Below are 15,770 nucleotides of genomic sequence, written 5' to 3'. Positions count from 1 at the left end.
TTGTTATAATGAGTATTCAAATTAAATTACCCGATATTGGCGGTGATGAAGTCGAAGTGACCGAAATTCTGGTTAATGTTGGTGACAAAGTTGAAGCTGATCAGTCAATTATGACTGTTGAAGGTGATAAAGCATCAATGGAAATTCCAGCACCACAAGCAGGTATTGTTAAATCTATTTCGGTAAAAATTGGCGATAAAGTCCAAACCGGTGTAGACATTATGGTATTTGATGAACAAGGTGGTGCAGCGCCTGCAGCTCAAGCACCAGAAGCACCAAAAGTTGAAGTCGCACCAACGGCTGCTGCCACAAGTCAGACTGTTGATGTCAATGTACCTGATATCGGTGGTGATGAAGTTGAAGTGACCGAACTTTTAGTAAAAGTTGGCGATACTATATCTGTTGATGACTCGTTAATTACCGTTGAAGGTGATAAAGCGTCAATGGAAGTACCAGCAAGCATTGCTGGCACAGTTAAAAGTATCACAGTAAAAGTGGGTGATAAAGTGAAAACAGGTTCCAAAATTATGGAATTTGAAACCACAACTAGTGCAGCGCCTGCTACCCAAACAGCGCCAGCAGCTTCAGCACCTGTTGCTGAAAAAGCCGCATCAGCACCTGCACCTGCTACCACAAAATCAGCGCCTGTAGCATCAGGTAATGACTTTGTTGAAAATGATGCTTATGCACACGCAACACCATCAGTGCGCCGTTTAGCGCGTGAATTTGGCGTAAATCTCGCTAAAGTTACCGCGACAGGTCCTAAAAACCGTATTTTACGTGAAGACATTCAAGCGTACGTTAAAAATGCAGTTAAGCAAGTTGAAAGTGGTGCTGCAGGTAGTGCATTGCCAGGTTTATTACCATGGCCGAAAGTTGATTTCAGCAAATTTGGTGAAGTTGAAAGCCTACCATTAACTAAAATTCAAAAAGTATCAGGTGCAAATTTACACCGTAACTGGGTCATGATCCCACATGTGACCGAGTTTGATGAAACTGATATTACTGATTTAGAAGCATTCCGTAAGCAACAAAATGCAGAAGCTGATAAGAAGAAGCTCGATCTTAAGATCACACCTTTAGTGTTTATCATGAAAGCGGTAGCTAGCGCATTAGCAGCGTATCCGCGCTTTAATAGCTCATTATCTGAAGATGCTCAAACGCTAATCATCAAAAAATACATTAATATTGGTGTTGCTGTTGATACACCAAATGGTCTTGTTGTGCCAGTGTTTAAAGATGTTGATAAAAAAGGTATTGTTGAACTTTCTCGAGAACTTGCGGCAATTTCTAAAAAAGCGCGCGAAGGTAAATTGACTGGTAGCGATATGCAAGGTGGCTGTTTCACTATTTCTAGCCTTGGTGGTATTGGTACAACCTCGTTTACACCAATTGTTAATGCGCCAGAAGTGGGTATTTTAGGTGTATCTCGTTCTAGCATGAAACCAGTTTGGAATGGTAAAGAGTTTACACCACGCTTAATGTTACCTTTATCATTATCCTTTGATCACCGAGTGATTGATGGTGCGGATGGTGCGCGCTTCTTAAGCCATATTGTTAACGTCTTATCCGACTTACGTCGTTTAGTGATGTAATTAAGGAGATCAAATTATGAGTCAAGATGTTAAAACGCAAGTTGTGGTTTTAGGGGCTGGACCAGCGGGTTATTCCGCTGCGTTCCGCGCGGCAGACCTTGGACTAGATGTTACCCTTGTTGAACGTTATTCAACACTTGGTGGTGTCTGTTTAAATGTAGGTTGTATTCCATCAAAAGCATTACTACATGTTGCAAAAGTAATGGATGAAGCAAAATCATTAACTGAACATGGTATCCATTTTGGTACGCCGAGACTTGAATTAGACAAAGTGCGTGGCTGGAAAGAAAAAGTCATTAGTCAGCTGACTAATGGGCTTGCTGGCATGGCAAAAATGCGCAAAGTCAATGTGATTCAAGGTGAAGCGCAGTTTACTGGTAGCCATACTATGGATGTGACTTCATCAAAAGGCATCACTAAAATTACCTTTGATAATGCCATTATTGCAGCGGGTTCTCGTCCAATTAAGTTACCTTTTATTCCACATGATGATCCGCGTATTTGGGATTCAACAGATGCCTTAGCGCTAACCACCATTCCTAAAAAATTATTATTAATGGGTGGTGGAATTATTGGTCTTGAAATGGGTACTGTATACCATGCATTAGGTTCAGAAGTGGATGTGGTTGAAATGTTTGACCAAGTGATCCCAGCTGCTGATAAAGATGTGATTAAAGTCTTTACTAAGCAGATCCAAAAGAAATTCACTTTACGACTTGAAACCAAAGTGACCACCGTTGAAGCCAAACATGATGCAATTTACGTCACCATGGAAAAGAAAGACGGCAGCACCGAAACCCATACTTATGATGCGGTATTAGTGGCGATTGGCCGTACGCCAAATGGTAAGTTAATTGGTGCAGAAAAAGCTGGCGTTAACGTCACAGATCGTGGCTTTATCGAAGTGGATAAACAGATGCGTACCAACGTACCACACATTTATGCTATTGGTGATATTGTGGGGCAACCAATGCTTGCGCACAAAGGCGTACACGAAGGGCATGTGGCAGCAGAAGTCATTGCTGGTAAAAAACACTTCTTCGATCCAAAAACTATTCCTTCTATTGCCTATACTGAACCGGAAGTGGCTTGGGTGGGCTTAACTGAAAAAGAAGCGAAAGAAAAAGGCATTGATTATGAAGTGTCAATCTTCCCATGGGCTGCATCAGGGCGTGCTATTGCTTCAGATTGTTCAGAAGGGATGACAAAACTGATCTTCAATAAAGCAGATAATCGCTTGTTAGGTGGTGCGGTTGTTGGTGTGAATGGCGGTGAATTACTAGGTGAAATCACTTTAGCTGTTGAAATGGGCTGTGATGCAGAAGATATTGCATTAACTATCCATGCTCACCCAACATTACATGAATCAATCGGCTTAGCTTCTGAAATTTATGAAGGCTCAGTCACCGATTTACCTAATGCCAAGGCAAAGAAAAAATAGTGACAACAAGTCATTTATTTACTTAATAAAATGCCGTTAGCTCAAACTAACGGCATTTTTATTTTTCTGACTTTTATATTTAATTACTGAGCAGTTTAAGGTCTTTGTGTAGATTAAAATATACCAATAATTACACCGAGCGAAGTAATTGCAGTCAGAATTAAGATGACTTTTGTGGCTGTCATTTGTTTTGCAGACACTAACCACCAAGCAAGTAAAACCATAGTCAAAGGTAGTATTTTCGGGAATATACCATCAAGTACACTTTGTAACGAACGCATGCTATCACCCATTGGAATTTCCAATTGCGAATTTAGCACGATATTACCAGCAGCAAGTCCTCCAACCACCATAATTCCTAGAATATTAAAAGCATCGGTAATTCGTTTTACATTATCGCCAATAATATTATCAATGGCATTTACACCAAGTTTATAGCCATAATGAAAGCTTATATAAGAAATTAAAGGACCCAAAATACCATAAGATAAAATATAAAAGATTGGACCAATGGCATTTCCTCCCGCTGCCATTCCCATTGCAATTGATAACAAGATAGGAACGATAATGCCTTGAATTAAAGAATCGCCTATACCAGCTAATGGACCCATTAATGTTGCTTTGATATTCACCGGCAATTCTTCTGGCACATTATTACCTAATGCTATCTCTTCTTCCATTGAAGCAACAATACCATTTATGATTTGACCTGTTTGTGGTTCTGTATTGTAAAACATCGAATGTCTTGTTAATAATCGACGTTTTGCTTCTGGATCATTTTTGTAATATTTTTCAGCAAATGGGATATAAGAAAATGCCCAAGCATGTGCTTGTAATTTTTCATAGCTCATAGATGATAAATGTGTAAATCCCCATCGATACCAAATTTGACGTAATTCTTTTCTGGTTAATTTTGATTGGCTATTCATTTTTTTATCCATTTTTAGTTCTCCTATCAAAATAGATCATCATCTTCAAAAATATTTGAATTTGAGTTATTAGGTTCTTTGACAGCGGAAGATGCTGGTTTATTAATTGCCATATAATATAGATAAGCAACTAAAGCTGAAATAAACACCAACGCGATCATACTTAAACCGGCAAAAGCCAATAAAACAAAACCGGCAAAAAAGAATATAAGCTGAATTTTTGACTTAATAACGATATTCATTAACATGGCAATACCAAGCGCTGGTAAGACACCACCTAAAACAGAAATAATTTTTGTGATGACTTCAGGGACATTACTTAATAACCAATCGACTAGACCTGAACCATAGAAAATAGCTAAGAAAACAGGGACTGCTCGTAATAAAAATGTTGTTATTTGGGGGTAAAATAAATGATTTAAAATAATACCTCGAGTATTATTATGTTCTGCAGCTTGTTGTGCTTTATTATTCCAGAATGAATAAAGTGCCATTCGAGTGTTGTAAAATATTAAACCAAAAGTTTGCCCTAATAATACTGATAATGTTACTGCTACAGCGGGTTCTTTTGTTGTTGCTAAAGCTAAACCAATACCTCCATAAGCAGCATAAGTGATCTCACTATTAGTTGCTCCTCCTGTTGATAAGTTAGCGATAAAAACAGCTTGAACAGCTAAGCCACACAAAACACCCGCTTGTACATCGCCAAAAGCAAATCCAACTAATAACCCTGCAACTAACGGCCTACCTACAATATAAAAACCGCCTGACATACCAAATAACCAAGGTGATTCTATGGCGCCTAAGTAACAGAATACTCCTGTGAGTAAGGCTGGAATAAATAGTGTTGTCTCCATAATATTCTCCTCAATGAATGAGATCTATAAAGTGTCATATTTCTTTTTCATAATTGACCAAGTTTTAGGCTCATCGTCTGGTAAAAGTTGAAATTCAATCTTAATACCTTGAGCTTCAATATATTCAAAAGCTTTATAGTCATTTTCATCAATAGCGACGGTCCTTCCTAATACTTTTGCTCCTGCCCGAGTATTCATACATCCTATATTTAATGTTGGATTCAGTTTAGCTCCAGCTCTAAGTAGTTTTTCAAATGTTTGTGGGGAATCACTGATTAAAAAAAAGTTTTTAGTTGATTCCATACCTTGTTTTATTTTATCAACACCTTGTTCAACTGTATAAATTCCAATTTTTAGTGTGCCTGCAGCTGCTTTTAATACACGTTTTCGTAATTCATCCGAGGCAATATTGTCGCCTACAACAAGTATTCCATCGACGGGTCTGACTTTTGTCCAACGTGTCATTATTTGACCGTGAATGACACGATCATCTACTCTGGTTAATGTAATTGCCATAAATCTTTACTCCTATCGTATAACTTATTAAAAATCTATGTCTTCATTATTGCTTATTGTTGATGGAGCCAATAAAACCGAAGTTTGACCAGCTTCTAAAATTGAATTAAGCAGATTTGGTATATTGGATTCTTCTAATGAAGTGCCTGCTTGGATTAGCATTGGCAAATTTAATCCAGCAAATAAAAAAACTTTATCGGGATGAGCAAGCATGTAACGTAATGTTTCGTTGTAAGGTGTACCTCCCATTATGTCACTTAAGACGATCACTGTTTTATTATCGTTTATCTGTTCATCAAGAACTTTCGTTAATCTAAATGAAAAATCACCAATTCCGTTTTCATCAAGCTTGACTGCAATGAATTTTGATGTATCGCCTGCAATCATTTTATAACTTGTCAAAATCCCCTCACACAAATCACCATGTGAAGTTATAACTATTTTCATTATGATAGTACTCCTTGTGGTTATTGTTTAAATATATGTTTACATATTTTTTGGCTAAAACAAATGGATTGAGTTGTATTTTTCATTAATTGAGAAGTATGTCACGATTTTAAAGGAAACCTCATTGACAATGTTTTTATTGTTTTTAATATAATGTAAATACATATTTAAGTTGGAGAGGAATTATGAAAAGTTATTCTTTACTAGAGTTAAGCAAATTTATTGATCACACAAATTTAAAGCCGGATGCAACTACCACCATGATGGAAAAACTTTGTAAAGAAGCAAGTGACTATAACTTTAAAATGGTAGCGATTAATCAGGTTCAATCGAAATTATGTGCAGAGTTATTAAAAGATACTAAAGTGGACATAGGCGCTGCAATTGCTTTTCCGCTTGGACAAACAACTATTGAGTCAAAATGCTTTGAAACGCAAAATGCGATAGAAAATGGAGCAACCGAAATCGATTATGTGATTAATATCTCTGAATTAAAGGCTAAAAATCTGGAATATATTAAAAATGAAATGACACAAATTGTCAGTATATGTCGTAAACACAATGTTATTTCGAAAGTCATTTTTGAAAACTGTTATCTAACAGAAGAAGAAAAAATAACACTGTGTAAAATTGCTGTTCAAGTTAGACCTGACTTTATCAAAACATCGACAGGATTTGGACCTTCAGGTGCAACACTTGCCGATGTTGAATTGATGAAAAAACATGTTGGTGATATTGTTAAAGTAAAAGCAGCTGGCGGAATACGTAATGCTGAAACATTTAAAAAAATGATTGCAGCGGGTGCCGAGCGAATTGGTACAAGTGCGGGTATTGCCATTATTGAAGAGTTAAAACAAGAATTAAAAAATAGCCAAAAAGACTTTATTGAAATTTAATTAATTTATACCTAAACAGATATTTAAACCTAAAAATACCCACTAATAAGTGGGTATTTTTATTGTTAATTTACTTATTAGTGGTTCTAATAATTTAAGCTGAATGATTTAATTCAAAAATAAATGAATTGATATCTCCACGATATTTAGAAATCGAGTATTCAATTGGTATTCTGTTATGTGTATAACCAATTGAATGAAAATAAAAAATAGGGTTTCCTTCTTCAATATCTAATAAATCACTTGTTGTTTCATCTGCTTTGACAACATCTAGTTTTCTACGTATTTGCAATACCGGAAAATTCATCTTTTGCAGTACGGAATATAGCTTTTCTTGTTCAAAGTCATTATTCAAAAAGTCAGGTAAAAGTTTTAATGGTAAATAAGTAGTGACTAATACTATCGGTTTATTTTCTGCATAACGTAAACGGACTAATTTATAAATTTCATCTTGTTCATTGATTTCTAAATGGTTTGCTATATCATTAGTTGCTTTATCAATTTTGAATGTAAGAACTTGTGTTCTAGGGTGAAGACCTTTTCTATTCATTTCCGAATCATAGCTTTCAATAATATGAGTAAACTCTTGATTTATTTTCTGTTGTTTAACTATGGTTCCTCGGCGTTTTCTACGTTCTAGGTAACCATCATTGGCCAAATATTGAATTGCTTGACGTACGGTCGGTCTACTAACTTTATAAATTTTGGTCAATTCAGTTTCTTTTGGAATTAATTGACCTTGAGCATACTCTCCTGACTGAATTTTTTTCAATAAATCTTGTTGGATAAAAAGATGGCGTGGAATTTTATTTTTAGGGTTCATGATGACAACAATATGCATTAATATCTTAACACATATTAATATATTGTTTTTGTTATGTAAAACATTAATATTAATTAAAATTAATTAGTTATATTTTATTGGTTATAATTTAATTAAAAACTTTTGCCAATACTCCCTCTCCTTGATAATGATAGCATTGAGCTTCGTAAGCAATAAAAGCGGATTCTCCTTTAGTTAGGGTTAAAGTATCAAATTTTGTTTTTAGTGTGATATTTCCTATAATACAAAATAGAATTTGTGGACTGTTTACTTTTTCAACTCTTTGTTGATTATCGCTTTTAATTATTTCAAATTTAAAATCATCAACAGGAACTGGATAATCAATTTTATTTTGTTGGGTAATAGGTTGGGTTAATAATTCATTCAAAGTTAGACTTTTAAATTGAGTATTTTTTAATAGCTCATCAATGTCTAAGTGCTTATTGGTTAATCCAGCTCTTAACACATTATCAGAATTTGCCATAACCTCAAGCCCAGTGCCACTTAAGTAAGCGTGGGGTGTTTCGGCACTTAAAAACATTGCTTGTGAGGGCTGCAATTCAATAATGTTTAAAATTAAAGGCATAAAGAGCCCAATATCATTTGGATAATCTTTGGCTAGCGTTTTAATTGTTAAATAAGGCTCATCACAGAACGGTTCAATACTTTCTAATAATTGATTAATTCCTTGATGCTTTTTTTCTGGTGGTAGTGTTAGTAATGCATGAAAAAACTGTCTTAACTGCTGTTTGTTCGGATTTTTTTGTAATTGATCAATCTCTTTATTCAAAGAAAAAAGATTGATTTTAGAAAATAACTCTAAAATTTCATGAATCGGTCGAAAAGATCGCATAGCTTTAAATGGTGTTAAGGCATAAATTAGTTCTGGCTTATGATTTGGATCTTTATAATTGCGCCTTGGATCATCTAAGGCAATGCCTAGTTGGTTTTCTCTTGCAAAACCTTGTTGTGCATTTATTTTAGTTGGATGTACTTGGATGGATAGTGCTTTATTTGCGGAAAGCACTTTAAATAAATAAGGCAAAGCAGCAAATTGCTTAAAGGTTCTTGTTCCTAATATTTCTAAAGGATGGTTTTTAATAAGATCATCAAGTCTGATTTTTTGATTATGTTTATTAATAGCTAATGAACACCCTAAAGGATGATCTCCCATCCAGATTTCTGCTATGGGTTTTTGGGATGGATTTTTAAAACCAAATAATTTTGGTATATTTTCGATACTTCCCCAATCATAGTCTTTGATTTTATTTTCAAGTTTCCATATCGTTTGCTTCATCTTTATTCCCCCCCTCTACATTTATTTTGCAAGGTTAATTTATTTTTTATTCAATAGTTTAACTATACTCTTAATATAAGTTGATTCAAGTTCAATATGTATTGTTAAATAGTAGCTTAAATTAAATTTATTCCAAGTGATATCTATTTTAACTGCGCTATTATTTTCATTTTATTCAATTGCTTTATTATTGATTGCTTATACTATGATCGGAGATGACTTTGGCGATAATCCGAAACTGTATTTTCAAGGCAATTAAGTATATAATGCCTAGCAAATTCAACTAATCTCTATAAAAATATATTTTTATGAAATCTTCAATTATCAGTAAGTTAGAAGCGCTGCAAGAGCGTTATGAAGAGGTTCAAGCATTATTGTCTGATGCTTCGGTTATCGCCGATCAAAATCGCTTTCGTACACTGTCTAAAGAGTATTCACAGTTAACTGGTGTTGTTAAGTGTTTTACCGATTGGAAGCAAACTCAAGCGGATATTGAGACAGCTAAAGTAATGCTATCCGATCCTGAAATGAGCGAAATGGCGCAAGAGGAATTAAACGAAGCATTAAGCCGAATTGAAGAGCAAGAAAAGCAATTACAAGTGCTATTACTTCCTAAAGATCCTAATGACGAATATAACTGTTTTGTCGAAGTGAGAGCGGGAACAGGTGGCGATGAAGCAGCTATATTTGCTGGTGACTTAGCCCGAATGTATACACGCTATGCTGAATCACGCAATTGGCGAGTTGAAATTATGAGCGCAAGTGATGGTGAGCATGGTGGCTATAAAGAAGTGATTATGTTAGTCAGTGGCGATGGTGTTTATGGTCATTTGAAGTTTGAATCGGGTGGGCATCGTGTTCAACGTGTTCCAGAAACAGAATCGCAAGGTCGTATTCATACTTCAGCCTGTACTGTTGCTGTTTTACCCGAAGTGCCTGAGGCTGAAATGCCCGAAATTAATCCTGCTGATTTAAAAATTGATACTTATCGTTCATCTGGTGCCGGTGGTCAGCATGTTAATACTACCGATTCTGCCATTCGTATTACCCATCTACCGACTGGTATTGTGGTTGAGTGTCAAGATGAGCGCTCACAACATAAAAATAGAGCCAAAGCGATGTCGGTATTGGCTGCACGTATTCAAGATGCGGAGTTGCGCAAACGTCAACAAGAAGAAGCTTCAACAAGACGTAATTTATTAGGATCGGGTGATCGTTCAGATAGAATTAGAACATATAACTATCCACAAGGTCGAGTTACTGATCATCGAATTAACCTAACGCTTTATCGTTTAGACGAAGTGATGGCAGGGAAGTTAGAGATGCTAATCGATCCAATTGTACAAGAATATCAAGCAGATCAACTAGCCGCTTTATCGGAACAAGATGAATGACTTACTTACAATGGCTTAAGTGCGCATCTCAAACGTTAACAGATAGTGAAAGCCCAAAGCGTGATGCCGAGATTTTACTGAGTTTTGTTACGCAAAGAACGCGAACCTTTTTAATGGCATTTAGCGAAACATTGCTTACGGATGATGAGTTGATTGTTTTATCTGAATGTTTAAAACGCCGGCAAAACGGTGAACCTATCGCTTATATTACTGGCGAAAAAGAATTTTGGTCTTTAAAGTTTAATGTTTCTAACGCTACGTTAATCCCTAGACCTGATACCGAAAAATTAGTCGAATTAGGTTTAGAGTATCTACCTAAAGTGCCCTGTGAAGTATTGGATCTTGGTACGGGGACCGGTGCGATAGTTATCGCTATGGCAACTGAGCGTCAAGACTGTTTATTTACTGCAATTGAAAAGAATAAAGATGCATTAATTTTAGCTCAGCAAAATGCAGCTCAAATTGGAGTAAATAATGTTTATTTTTTACAAGGAGATTGGTATAAACCAATAAAAAACCGCAAGTTTTCAATGATTGTTAGTAATCCTCCTTACATTGAACCAACAGATATTCACTTATCACAAGGTGATGTGCGTTATGAACCTAGAAGCGCACTCGTTTCTGAAGATGATGGTTTAGCTGATATCAAACTTATTGTACAAGGTGCAACTAAGCATTTAAACCAATATGGTTGGTTACTGATAGAACATGGTTGGAAACAAGGCGAGGTAGTGCAAACCATTTTTAAACAACACGGATTTCAATTAGTAGAAACCTTCACCGACTATAGTGGTAATGATAGAGTTACACTGGGTCGCTGGTTTAAACCTTAACTAGGAAAATTTTATTATGCAGCAAAAAAAAGTAAACGTTGGTGACATTACTGTTGCCAATGATCTACCCTTTGTACTATTTGGTGGTATGAATGTACTTGAATCTCGTGATTTAGCAATGAAAATCTGTGAGCATTATGTCACTGTCACTGATAAGCTGAATATTCCTTATATTTTTAAAGCGTCTTTTGATAAAGCGAATCGCTCTTCAATACATTCTTATCGTGGACCAGGTTTAGAAGAAGGGCTTAAAATCTTCCAAGAGCTTAAACAGCAGTTTGACATTAAAATTATTACTGATGTCCATACTGAAGCGCAATGTCAACCGGTTGCTGATGTGGTTGATGTGATTCAATTACCGGCTTTTTTAGCAAGGCAAACTGATCTAGTTGTTGCAATGGCGAAAACAGGTGCAGTTATTAATGTCAAAAAACCACAATTTGTCAGTCCTGGGCAAATGGGTAACATTGTTGAGAAATTTGAAGAAGCTGGTAATAACCAAGTTATCCTTTGTGATCGCGGTAGTTGTTTTGGTTATGACAACTTGGTGGTTGATATGCTTGGTTTTAACATTATGAAAAAAGCAAGCAAAGGCTCACCAGTTATTTTTGATGTTACTCATGCGCTGCAATGTCGTGATCCAATGGGAGCAGCATCTGGCGGGCGTCGTGGTCAAGTAACTGAACTGGCTCGTTCTGGTATGGCTGTTGGTATTGCTGGACTATTTTTAGAATCACACCCGGATCCGAGTCATGCAAAATGTGATGGACCATCCGCGTTACCACTTAATAAACTAGAGCCTTTCTTAAAACAGATGAAAGCTATTGATGAGTTAGTAAAAAGTTTTGATGAGATTGATACAGAAAATTAACTTTAAATGTTTTCTTAAAAGTTATTTGATTTGATGGTAAATAAATATATTAATAAAAAAGAGAAATGTGAATCATTTCTCTTTTTTATTTGTTATATCAGCAAACTAGAAAATGCTAATTGTATAGAAGAACTGAAATAACTTTAGGTTAAAAATAAAATATTTTTATTTTTTTACCTGATAAGAATAATGCATCAGAAAGAGAATTAATAATATTTAATGAAGTGTTTCCATTAGCTCAACTTCATCAAAATCGTCATCGCTTCCATCTTCAAAATAAGTGCCCCAACCATCATAATTGACGCCAAATTGGACAGTAAGGGTGAGGATTTCGGCAATTTGCGCATTGATTAATTCAGCATTAAGCGGACTTTCGGCAATGATATCAAAACCGATAACAACGTTACCAGCATCATCAACATCTTCATCAGGATCGGTTGCTTCATAGCCTAACTTATAAGCTTCTACTGCTATTTTTTCTAGTTTATCAAAATCTTGCGATGAAACATGATGTTCAATAATATAAAGCGCATGAGGATCGCTACCATCTTCTAACAATTCTTGAATAATAGCGTTAGTATCTTGCTGAGCAAGAATAATTTGATCTTTCATAATATACCTTTTAGTGGTCATGCAAATTGTGTGGTATATTACACGTTTCAAAATAATTTTCGAGAAAAAAGTGATCGTTGATTTACATTCTCATACTACGGCATCAGATGGTGTTTTAACGCCAAGCGATCTTGTCAAAAGAGCGGTGGATAGCCAAATCGATATTTTGGCTATTACCGATCATGACACCGTTAAAGGCTTACCTGAAGCTCAACAAACAATTGCTAATGAAAATTTGCCTGTTAAATTAGTTTGTGGTGTTGAAATATCAACGGCTTGGAAAAATAACGAAATCCATATTGTGGGACTCAATATTGATATTGAGCATCCTCAATTATTGACACTATTATCATCACAAGAGCAAGGACGAATTAATCGAGCGTTGGCAATAAGCCAAAAATTGGCAAAGGTTAGTATTGAAAATGCTTATCAACAAGCGCAACAATTTGCGAAAGGAGACATTGTTTCGCGAGCTCATTTTGCAAGATTTTTAGTTGCTAAAGGTTATGTTAAGGACATCAAACGCGCATTTAAAAAATACCTAGGTAAAGGGGGATATGCTTATGTGCCTCCAACATGGTGTAGTATCGCTGATGCGGTTAATAACATTCACATGGCAGGAGGGCAAGCGGTGCTTGCGCATCCAAGTCGTTATGATCTAACCTTAACTAAATTGAAATTGTTACTGAGTGAATTCAAAGACTGTGGTGGTGATGCAATTGAGGTTTCGCAAAGCAGGCAAACGCAAGATGATTTACATCAACTAGCTAAATTAGCCAATGAATTTGACATGTTAGCATCGCAAGGTTCGGATTTTCATGATTTAGTTAATTATTTGGATTTAGGCAAAACAATGCCATTGCCAGGTAGTGTTACGCCAATTTGGCATAATTGGAAACGCTAAATAAATTAAGACTAAATGACTTTATATTGACGTTTTGCCTAAATATTGATGGCATTGAACTAAACACTAAAAATTGATATAGAATAAATTATGAGCCAAATTTTTTATATTCACCCAGATAATCCTCAAACCCGATTATTAGATCAAGTTGTTAAAATATTAAATGATGGCGGTGTTATCGCTTTTCCGACCGATTCAGGCTATTCATTAGGGTGCTTACTGGATAACAAACATGGTGTTGATCGCATCTGCCAAATTCGTCAGTTGGATAAACATCACAATTTTACATTAATGTGCCGTGATCTTTCTGAGCTATCTTGCTATGCTTTTGTTGATAATACGACTTTTCGATTATTAAAAAATAATACACCGGGCAAATATGTCTTTATTTTACAATCGAGTAAAGAGGTTCCACGTCGATTAATGAACGAAAAACGTAAAACCATTGGATTACGTGTACCAGATAATAAAATTGATTTAGCCCTACTTGAATTATTAGGGCAACCATTAATGACCGCGACGTTAATTTTACCTAATGATGACCAAGCGCAATCCGATCCCGACGAAATAGAAGATAGAATAGGACACCAGCTTGATGCGATTGTGCATGGAGGCTATATTGGTGAACAACCCACTACTGTGATTGATTTAACTAATAGCTATCCAGAAATTATTCGTCAAGGAAGTGGAGATACTAAACCATTCGAATAAATGACCGTTTTTTATTGTCAACATTCAGACAATAAAGTGAATAGAAAAAATGATACCTGAGAAGGTAACAGCGAGGATAATATGAAAAATAGCAGATCTGCATTACCACAATTTTCCAAAAAAAACAGTAACCTTAAGGCTAAAGAAAACAAAGCCAATGAAAAACCGAAAAAGCCAATTGCATCAACAGCAAAACGTAAAACATCGGCACATGACAACACAGAAAAGTTACAAAAAGTATTAGCTAATTTAGGACATGGTTCACGTCGCGAAATTGAAGCGATGATTATAGCTGGTAAAATCAGTGTCGATGGTAAGATTGCCATATTAGGTGATCGGGTTGACGTTAATGCCAGTCCTAAAGTTCGCATCAATGGTCATTTAGTTCCACTTAGAAGCAAAGAAAAAGAAGTTTGCCGAGTGCTTGCTTATTATAAACCTGAAGGTGAAATTTGTTCGCGCAATGATCCTCAAGGACGAGCAACTGTTTTTGAACGTTTACCCCGTTTAAAAAATGCACGCTGGATTAATATTGGGCGGCTTGATATCAATACATCAGGTTTATTATTGTTTACCACAGATGGTGAACTTGCAAATCGCCTAATGCACCCACGCCACGAAATTGAACGCGAATATGCCGTGCGTGTATTCGGTAAAATTACCGATCAGCAGATATTTCAGTTACGTAAAGGTGTACAGTTAGAGGATGGTCCAGCATCATTTAAATCGATAAAAGTACAAGGTGGCGATGGAATTAATCAATGGTTTAATGTTGTGATAACCGAAGGCCGTAATCGAGAGGTTCGTCGTATGTGGGAAGCGGTAGAAGTGCAAGTTAGCCGATTATTACGAATCCGCTACGGTAATATCACTTTACCTAAAGGATTATCGCGTGGAACATGGATGGAATTAGGCATTAATTCAGTAAATTATTTACGAGAACTTGTCGGTCTACCACAAGAAGTCAAGAGCTTTACCACTCATTCTGCTTCAGATAGACGAATTATCAAACCCAAACGAGCTAAATTAACCAATTTATCAAAAATATCGCGCTCACCACGTCAAGGGACAACAAAAAAATAAACTCTATATACCCTTAAATAATACACTTTATTTAAGGGGGAAGAACAGCCAAAACACCAATTAAAAACTTAAATAAAATCAATATGTTTTCTGATCTGTTTTTGGAAAAGGAACAATTCACTCAAAACAGGAAAAGAGTGATCGGTTAGTTTATTATTGAATTTGGTGACAGAATTAACTGTCACCTTTAATTCATACGTGGACGACGGATAAGAACGTAGCTAATATTTTTTTGTTTAGGAGTAGAGGCACATACGGCATTTTTCTCTTCATGTTCACTACGGCAATGGTATTTACTATTGTGAGCGTGTACATCACAATATTTTTTTTCATTTATATCCCATACATAATACCTTCTCATAGCTACTCCTTTTTGCTTCTCAAGATCTGGCCCAAAAGATCCGGGATAAGCACTTTGAACTACATCACTCCATTCACTAAATAATGAACCTATTTCACGTGTATATCTAGTATACCCAGTACCACTGTCAAACGGCGCATTACTTATTTCATTTGAGTGGCTTACATGATAATGCCCACTTTTGGCGTTACATGCAGCTA

General features: G+C 35.9%; 17 protein-coding genes. 9 read left to right on the top strand and 8 right to left on the bottom strand.

All coding sequences use genetic code 11. The annotated features are described in order from the left end of the window. Positions 1-8 precede the first annotated feature (8 nt). Together aceF and lpdA are read left to right on the top strand one after the other, a co-directional pair. A complete protein-coding gene (gene aceF / locus GA0061081_RS08605; RefSeq protein WP_091349817.1) occupies positions 9-1,595 on the top strand; it encodes a pyruvate dehydrogenase complex dihydrolipoyllysine-residue acetyltransferase in 1,587 nt (528 codons plus the stop codon). Positions 1,596-1,611: 16 nt separating this feature from the next. Then, positions 1,612-3,036 carry a dihydrolipoyl dehydrogenase gene (gene lpdA, locus GA0061081_RS08600; RefSeq protein ID WP_091349814.1) on the top strand — a complete coding sequence of 475 codons (1,425 nt, stop codon included), beginning with the start codon at positions 1,612-1,614 and terminating at the stop codon, positions 3,034-3,036. 113 nt (positions 3,037-3,149) lie between these two features. Here lpdA and GA0061081_RS08595 read toward each other — a convergent pair whose 3' ends face one another. The 4 genes from GA0061081_RS08595 to GA0061081_RS08580 are packed head-to-tail and all read right to left on the bottom strand — an operon-like array spanning position 3,150 to position 5,785. Next, entirely contained in the window at positions 3,150-3,977 is an 828-nt protein-coding gene (locus GA0061081_RS08595; protein ID WP_091349810.1) for a PTS system mannose/fructose/sorbose family transporter subunit IID, read from the bottom strand. Between the two features lie 14 nt (positions 3,978-3,991). Continuing rightward, positions 3,992-4,822 (bottom strand): PTS mannose/fructose/sorbose/N-acetylgalactosamine transporter subunit IIC, encoded by an 831-nt coding sequence (locus tag GA0061081_RS08590; RefSeq protein ID WP_091349806.1) that lies wholly within the window; start codon positions 4,820-4,822, stop codon positions 3,992-3,994. Between the two features lie 24 nt (positions 4,823-4,846). Further along, positions 4,847-5,338, bottom strand: coding sequence for a PTS sugar transporter subunit IIB (locus tag GA0061081_RS08585; protein WP_091349803.1), 492 nt, complete (start codon positions 5,336-5,338; stop codon positions 4,847-4,849). A 27-nt stretch (positions 5,339-5,365) separates the two neighbouring features. Beyond that, a complete protein-coding gene (locus GA0061081_RS08580) occupies positions 5,366-5,785 on the bottom strand; it encodes a PTS sugar transporter subunit IIA (protein WP_091349799.1) in 420 nt (139 codons plus the stop codon). Between the two features lie 185 nt (positions 5,786-5,970). Between GA0061081_RS08580 and deoC the strand changes: the two genes are divergently transcribed. Further along, entirely contained in the window at positions 5,971-6,681 is a 711-nt protein-coding gene (gene deoC, locus GA0061081_RS08575; RefSeq protein ID WP_091349796.1) for a deoxyribose-phosphate aldolase, read from the top strand. Between the two features lie 94 nt (positions 6,682-6,775). Here the strand turns inward: deoC and GA0061081_RS08570 are convergent, their stop codons facing one another. Then, the gene (locus GA0061081_RS08570; RefSeq protein ID WP_202983818.1) at positions 6,776-7,522 is read right to left on the bottom strand and encodes a GntR family transcriptional regulator; all 747 of its coding nucleotides are present in this window, start codon (positions 7,520-7,522) and stop codon (positions 6,776-6,778) included. 91 nt (positions 7,523-7,613) lie between these two features. Next, positions 7,614-8,801 (bottom strand): mannose-6-phosphate isomerase, class I, encoded by a 1,188-nt coding sequence (gene manA, locus GA0061081_RS08565; RefSeq protein WP_091349793.1) that lies wholly within the window; start codon positions 8,799-8,801, stop codon positions 7,614-7,616. A gap of 308 nt (positions 8,802-9,109) precedes the next feature. Between manA and prfA the strand changes: the two genes are divergently transcribed. From prfA to kdsA, 3 genes are read left to right on the top strand one after another with little or no spacing between them, the layout of a single operon-like run. Beyond that, complete coding sequence (gene prfA, locus GA0061081_RS08560; protein WP_091349790.1) at positions 9,110-10,195, top strand: peptide chain release factor 1; 1,086 nt, start codon at positions 9,110-9,112, stop codon at positions 10,193-10,195. Continuing rightward, the gene (gene prmC, locus GA0061081_RS08555) at positions 10,192-11,028 is read left to right on the top strand and encodes a peptide chain release factor N(5)-glutamine methyltransferase (protein WP_091349787.1); all 837 of its coding nucleotides are present in this window, start codon (positions 10,192-10,194) and stop codon (positions 11,026-11,028) included. The genes prfA and prmC overlap by 4 nt, the downstream gene beginning before the upstream one ends. A 16-nt stretch (positions 11,029-11,044) precedes the next feature. Beyond that, a complete protein-coding gene (kdsA, locus tag GA0061081_RS08550) occupies positions 11,045-11,899 on the top strand; it encodes a 3-deoxy-8-phosphooctulonate synthase (RefSeq protein WP_091349785.1) in 855 nt (284 codons plus the stop codon). Positions 11,900-12,115: 216 nt separating this feature from the next. On the opposite strand, the gene rraB is transcribed toward kdsA, so the two are convergent. After that, a complete protein-coding gene (gene rraB, locus GA0061081_RS08545) occupies positions 12,116-12,511 on the bottom strand; it encodes a ribonuclease E inhibitor RraB (RefSeq protein ID WP_091349781.1) in 396 nt (131 codons plus the stop codon). Positions 12,512-12,530: 19 nt separating this feature from the next. Here rraB and rnm point away from each other — a divergent pair, with 19 nt between their 5' ends. The 3 genes from rnm to rluB all read left to right on the top strand — a co-directional run bounded on the left by rnm (position 12,531) and on the right by rluB (position 15,209). After that, positions 12,531-13,415 carry an RNase RNM gene (gene rnm, locus GA0061081_RS08540; protein WP_091349778.1) on the top strand — a complete coding sequence of 295 codons (885 nt, stop codon included), beginning with the start codon at positions 12,531-12,533 and terminating at the stop codon, positions 13,413-13,415. Positions 13,416-13,505: 90 nt separating this feature from the next. Beyond that, complete coding sequence (locus GA0061081_RS08535; protein WP_091349774.1) at positions 13,506-14,126, top strand: L-threonylcarbamoyladenylate synthase; 621 nt, start codon at positions 13,506-13,508, stop codon at positions 14,124-14,126. An 81-nt stretch (positions 14,127-14,207) separates the two neighbouring features. Beyond that, positions 14,208-15,209, top strand: a complete 1,002-nt coding sequence (rluB, locus tag GA0061081_RS08530; protein ID WP_091349771.1) for a 23S rRNA pseudouridine(2605) synthase RluB — start codon at positions 14,208-14,210, stop codon at positions 15,207-15,209. 187 nt (positions 15,210-15,396) lie between these two features. On the opposite strand, the gene GA0061081_RS11105 is transcribed toward rluB, so the two are convergent. After that, positions 15,397-15,770, bottom strand: a 374-nt coding sequence (locus GA0061081_RS11105; protein WP_167349337.1) for a hypothetical protein, incomplete at its 5' end; no start/stop codon positions are given.

Source organism: Gilliamella bombicola (assembly GCF_900094945.1).
In the GTDB taxonomy this organism is placed as follows: domain Bacteria; phylum Pseudomonadota; class Gammaproteobacteria; order Enterobacterales; family Orbaceae; genus Gilliamella; species Gilliamella bombicola.
The sequence above is the reverse complement of the archived record's forward strand: the minus strand, read 5'-3'. Positions and strand labels throughout refer to the sequence as shown.

Bases quoted from the DNA above. Each gene is read 5' to 3' on its own strand.
- aceF (WP_091349817.1), top strand. From the start codon at position 9: ATGAGTATTCAAATTAAATTACCCGATATTGGCGGTGATGAAGTCGAA.
- GA0061081_RS08585 (WP_091349803.1), bottom strand. From the start codon at position 5,338: ATGGCAATTACATTAACCAGAGTAGATGATCGTGTCATTCACGGTCAA.
- rluB (WP_091349771.1), top strand. From the start codon at position 14,208: ATGAAAAATAGCAGATCTGCATTACCACAATTTTCCAAAAAAAACAGT.
- lpdA (WP_091349814.1), top strand. From the start codon at position 1,612: ATGAGTCAAGATGTTAAAACGCAAGTTGTGGTTTTAGGGGCTGGACCA.
- rnm (WP_091349778.1), top strand. From the start codon at position 12,531: ATGCAAATTGTGTGGTATATTACACGTTTCAAAATAATTTTCGAGAAA.
- kdsA (WP_091349785.1), top strand. From the start codon at position 11,045: ATGCAGCAAAAAAAAGTAAACGTTGGTGACATTACTGTTGCCAATGAT.
- prfA (WP_091349790.1), top strand. From the start codon at position 9,110: ATGAAATCTTCAATTATCAGTAAGTTAGAAGCGCTGCAAGAGCGTTAT.
- deoC (WP_091349796.1), top strand. From the start codon at position 5,971: ATGAAAAGTTATTCTTTACTAGAGTTAAGCAAATTTATTGATCACACA.
- rraB (WP_091349781.1), bottom strand. From the start codon at position 12,511: ATGAAAGATCAAATTATTCTTGCTCAGCAAGATACTAACGCTATTATT.
- GA0061081_RS08535 (WP_091349774.1), top strand. From the start codon at position 13,506: ATGAGCCAAATTTTTTATATTCACCCAGATAATCCTCAAACCCGATTA.
- GA0061081_RS08580 (WP_091349799.1), bottom strand. From the start codon at position 5,785: ATGAAAATAGTTATAACTTCACATGGTGATTTGTGTGAGGGGATTTTG.
- manA (WP_091349793.1), bottom strand. From the start codon at position 8,801: ATGAAGCAAACGATATGGAAACTTGAAAATAAAATCAAAGACTATGAT.
- prmC (WP_091349787.1), top strand. From the start codon at position 10,192: ATGACTTACTTACAATGGCTTAAGTGCGCATCTCAAACGTTAACAGAT.
- GA0061081_RS08595 (WP_091349810.1), bottom strand. From the start codon at position 3,977: ATGGATAAAAAAATGAATAGCCAATCAAAATTAACCAGAAAAGAATTA.
- GA0061081_RS08590 (WP_091349806.1), bottom strand. From the start codon at position 4,822: ATGGAGACAACACTATTTATTCCAGCCTTACTCACAGGAGTATTCTGT.
- GA0061081_RS08570 (WP_202983818.1), bottom strand. From the start codon at position 7,522: ATGCATATTGTTGTCATCATGAACCCTAAAAATAAAATTCCACGCCAT.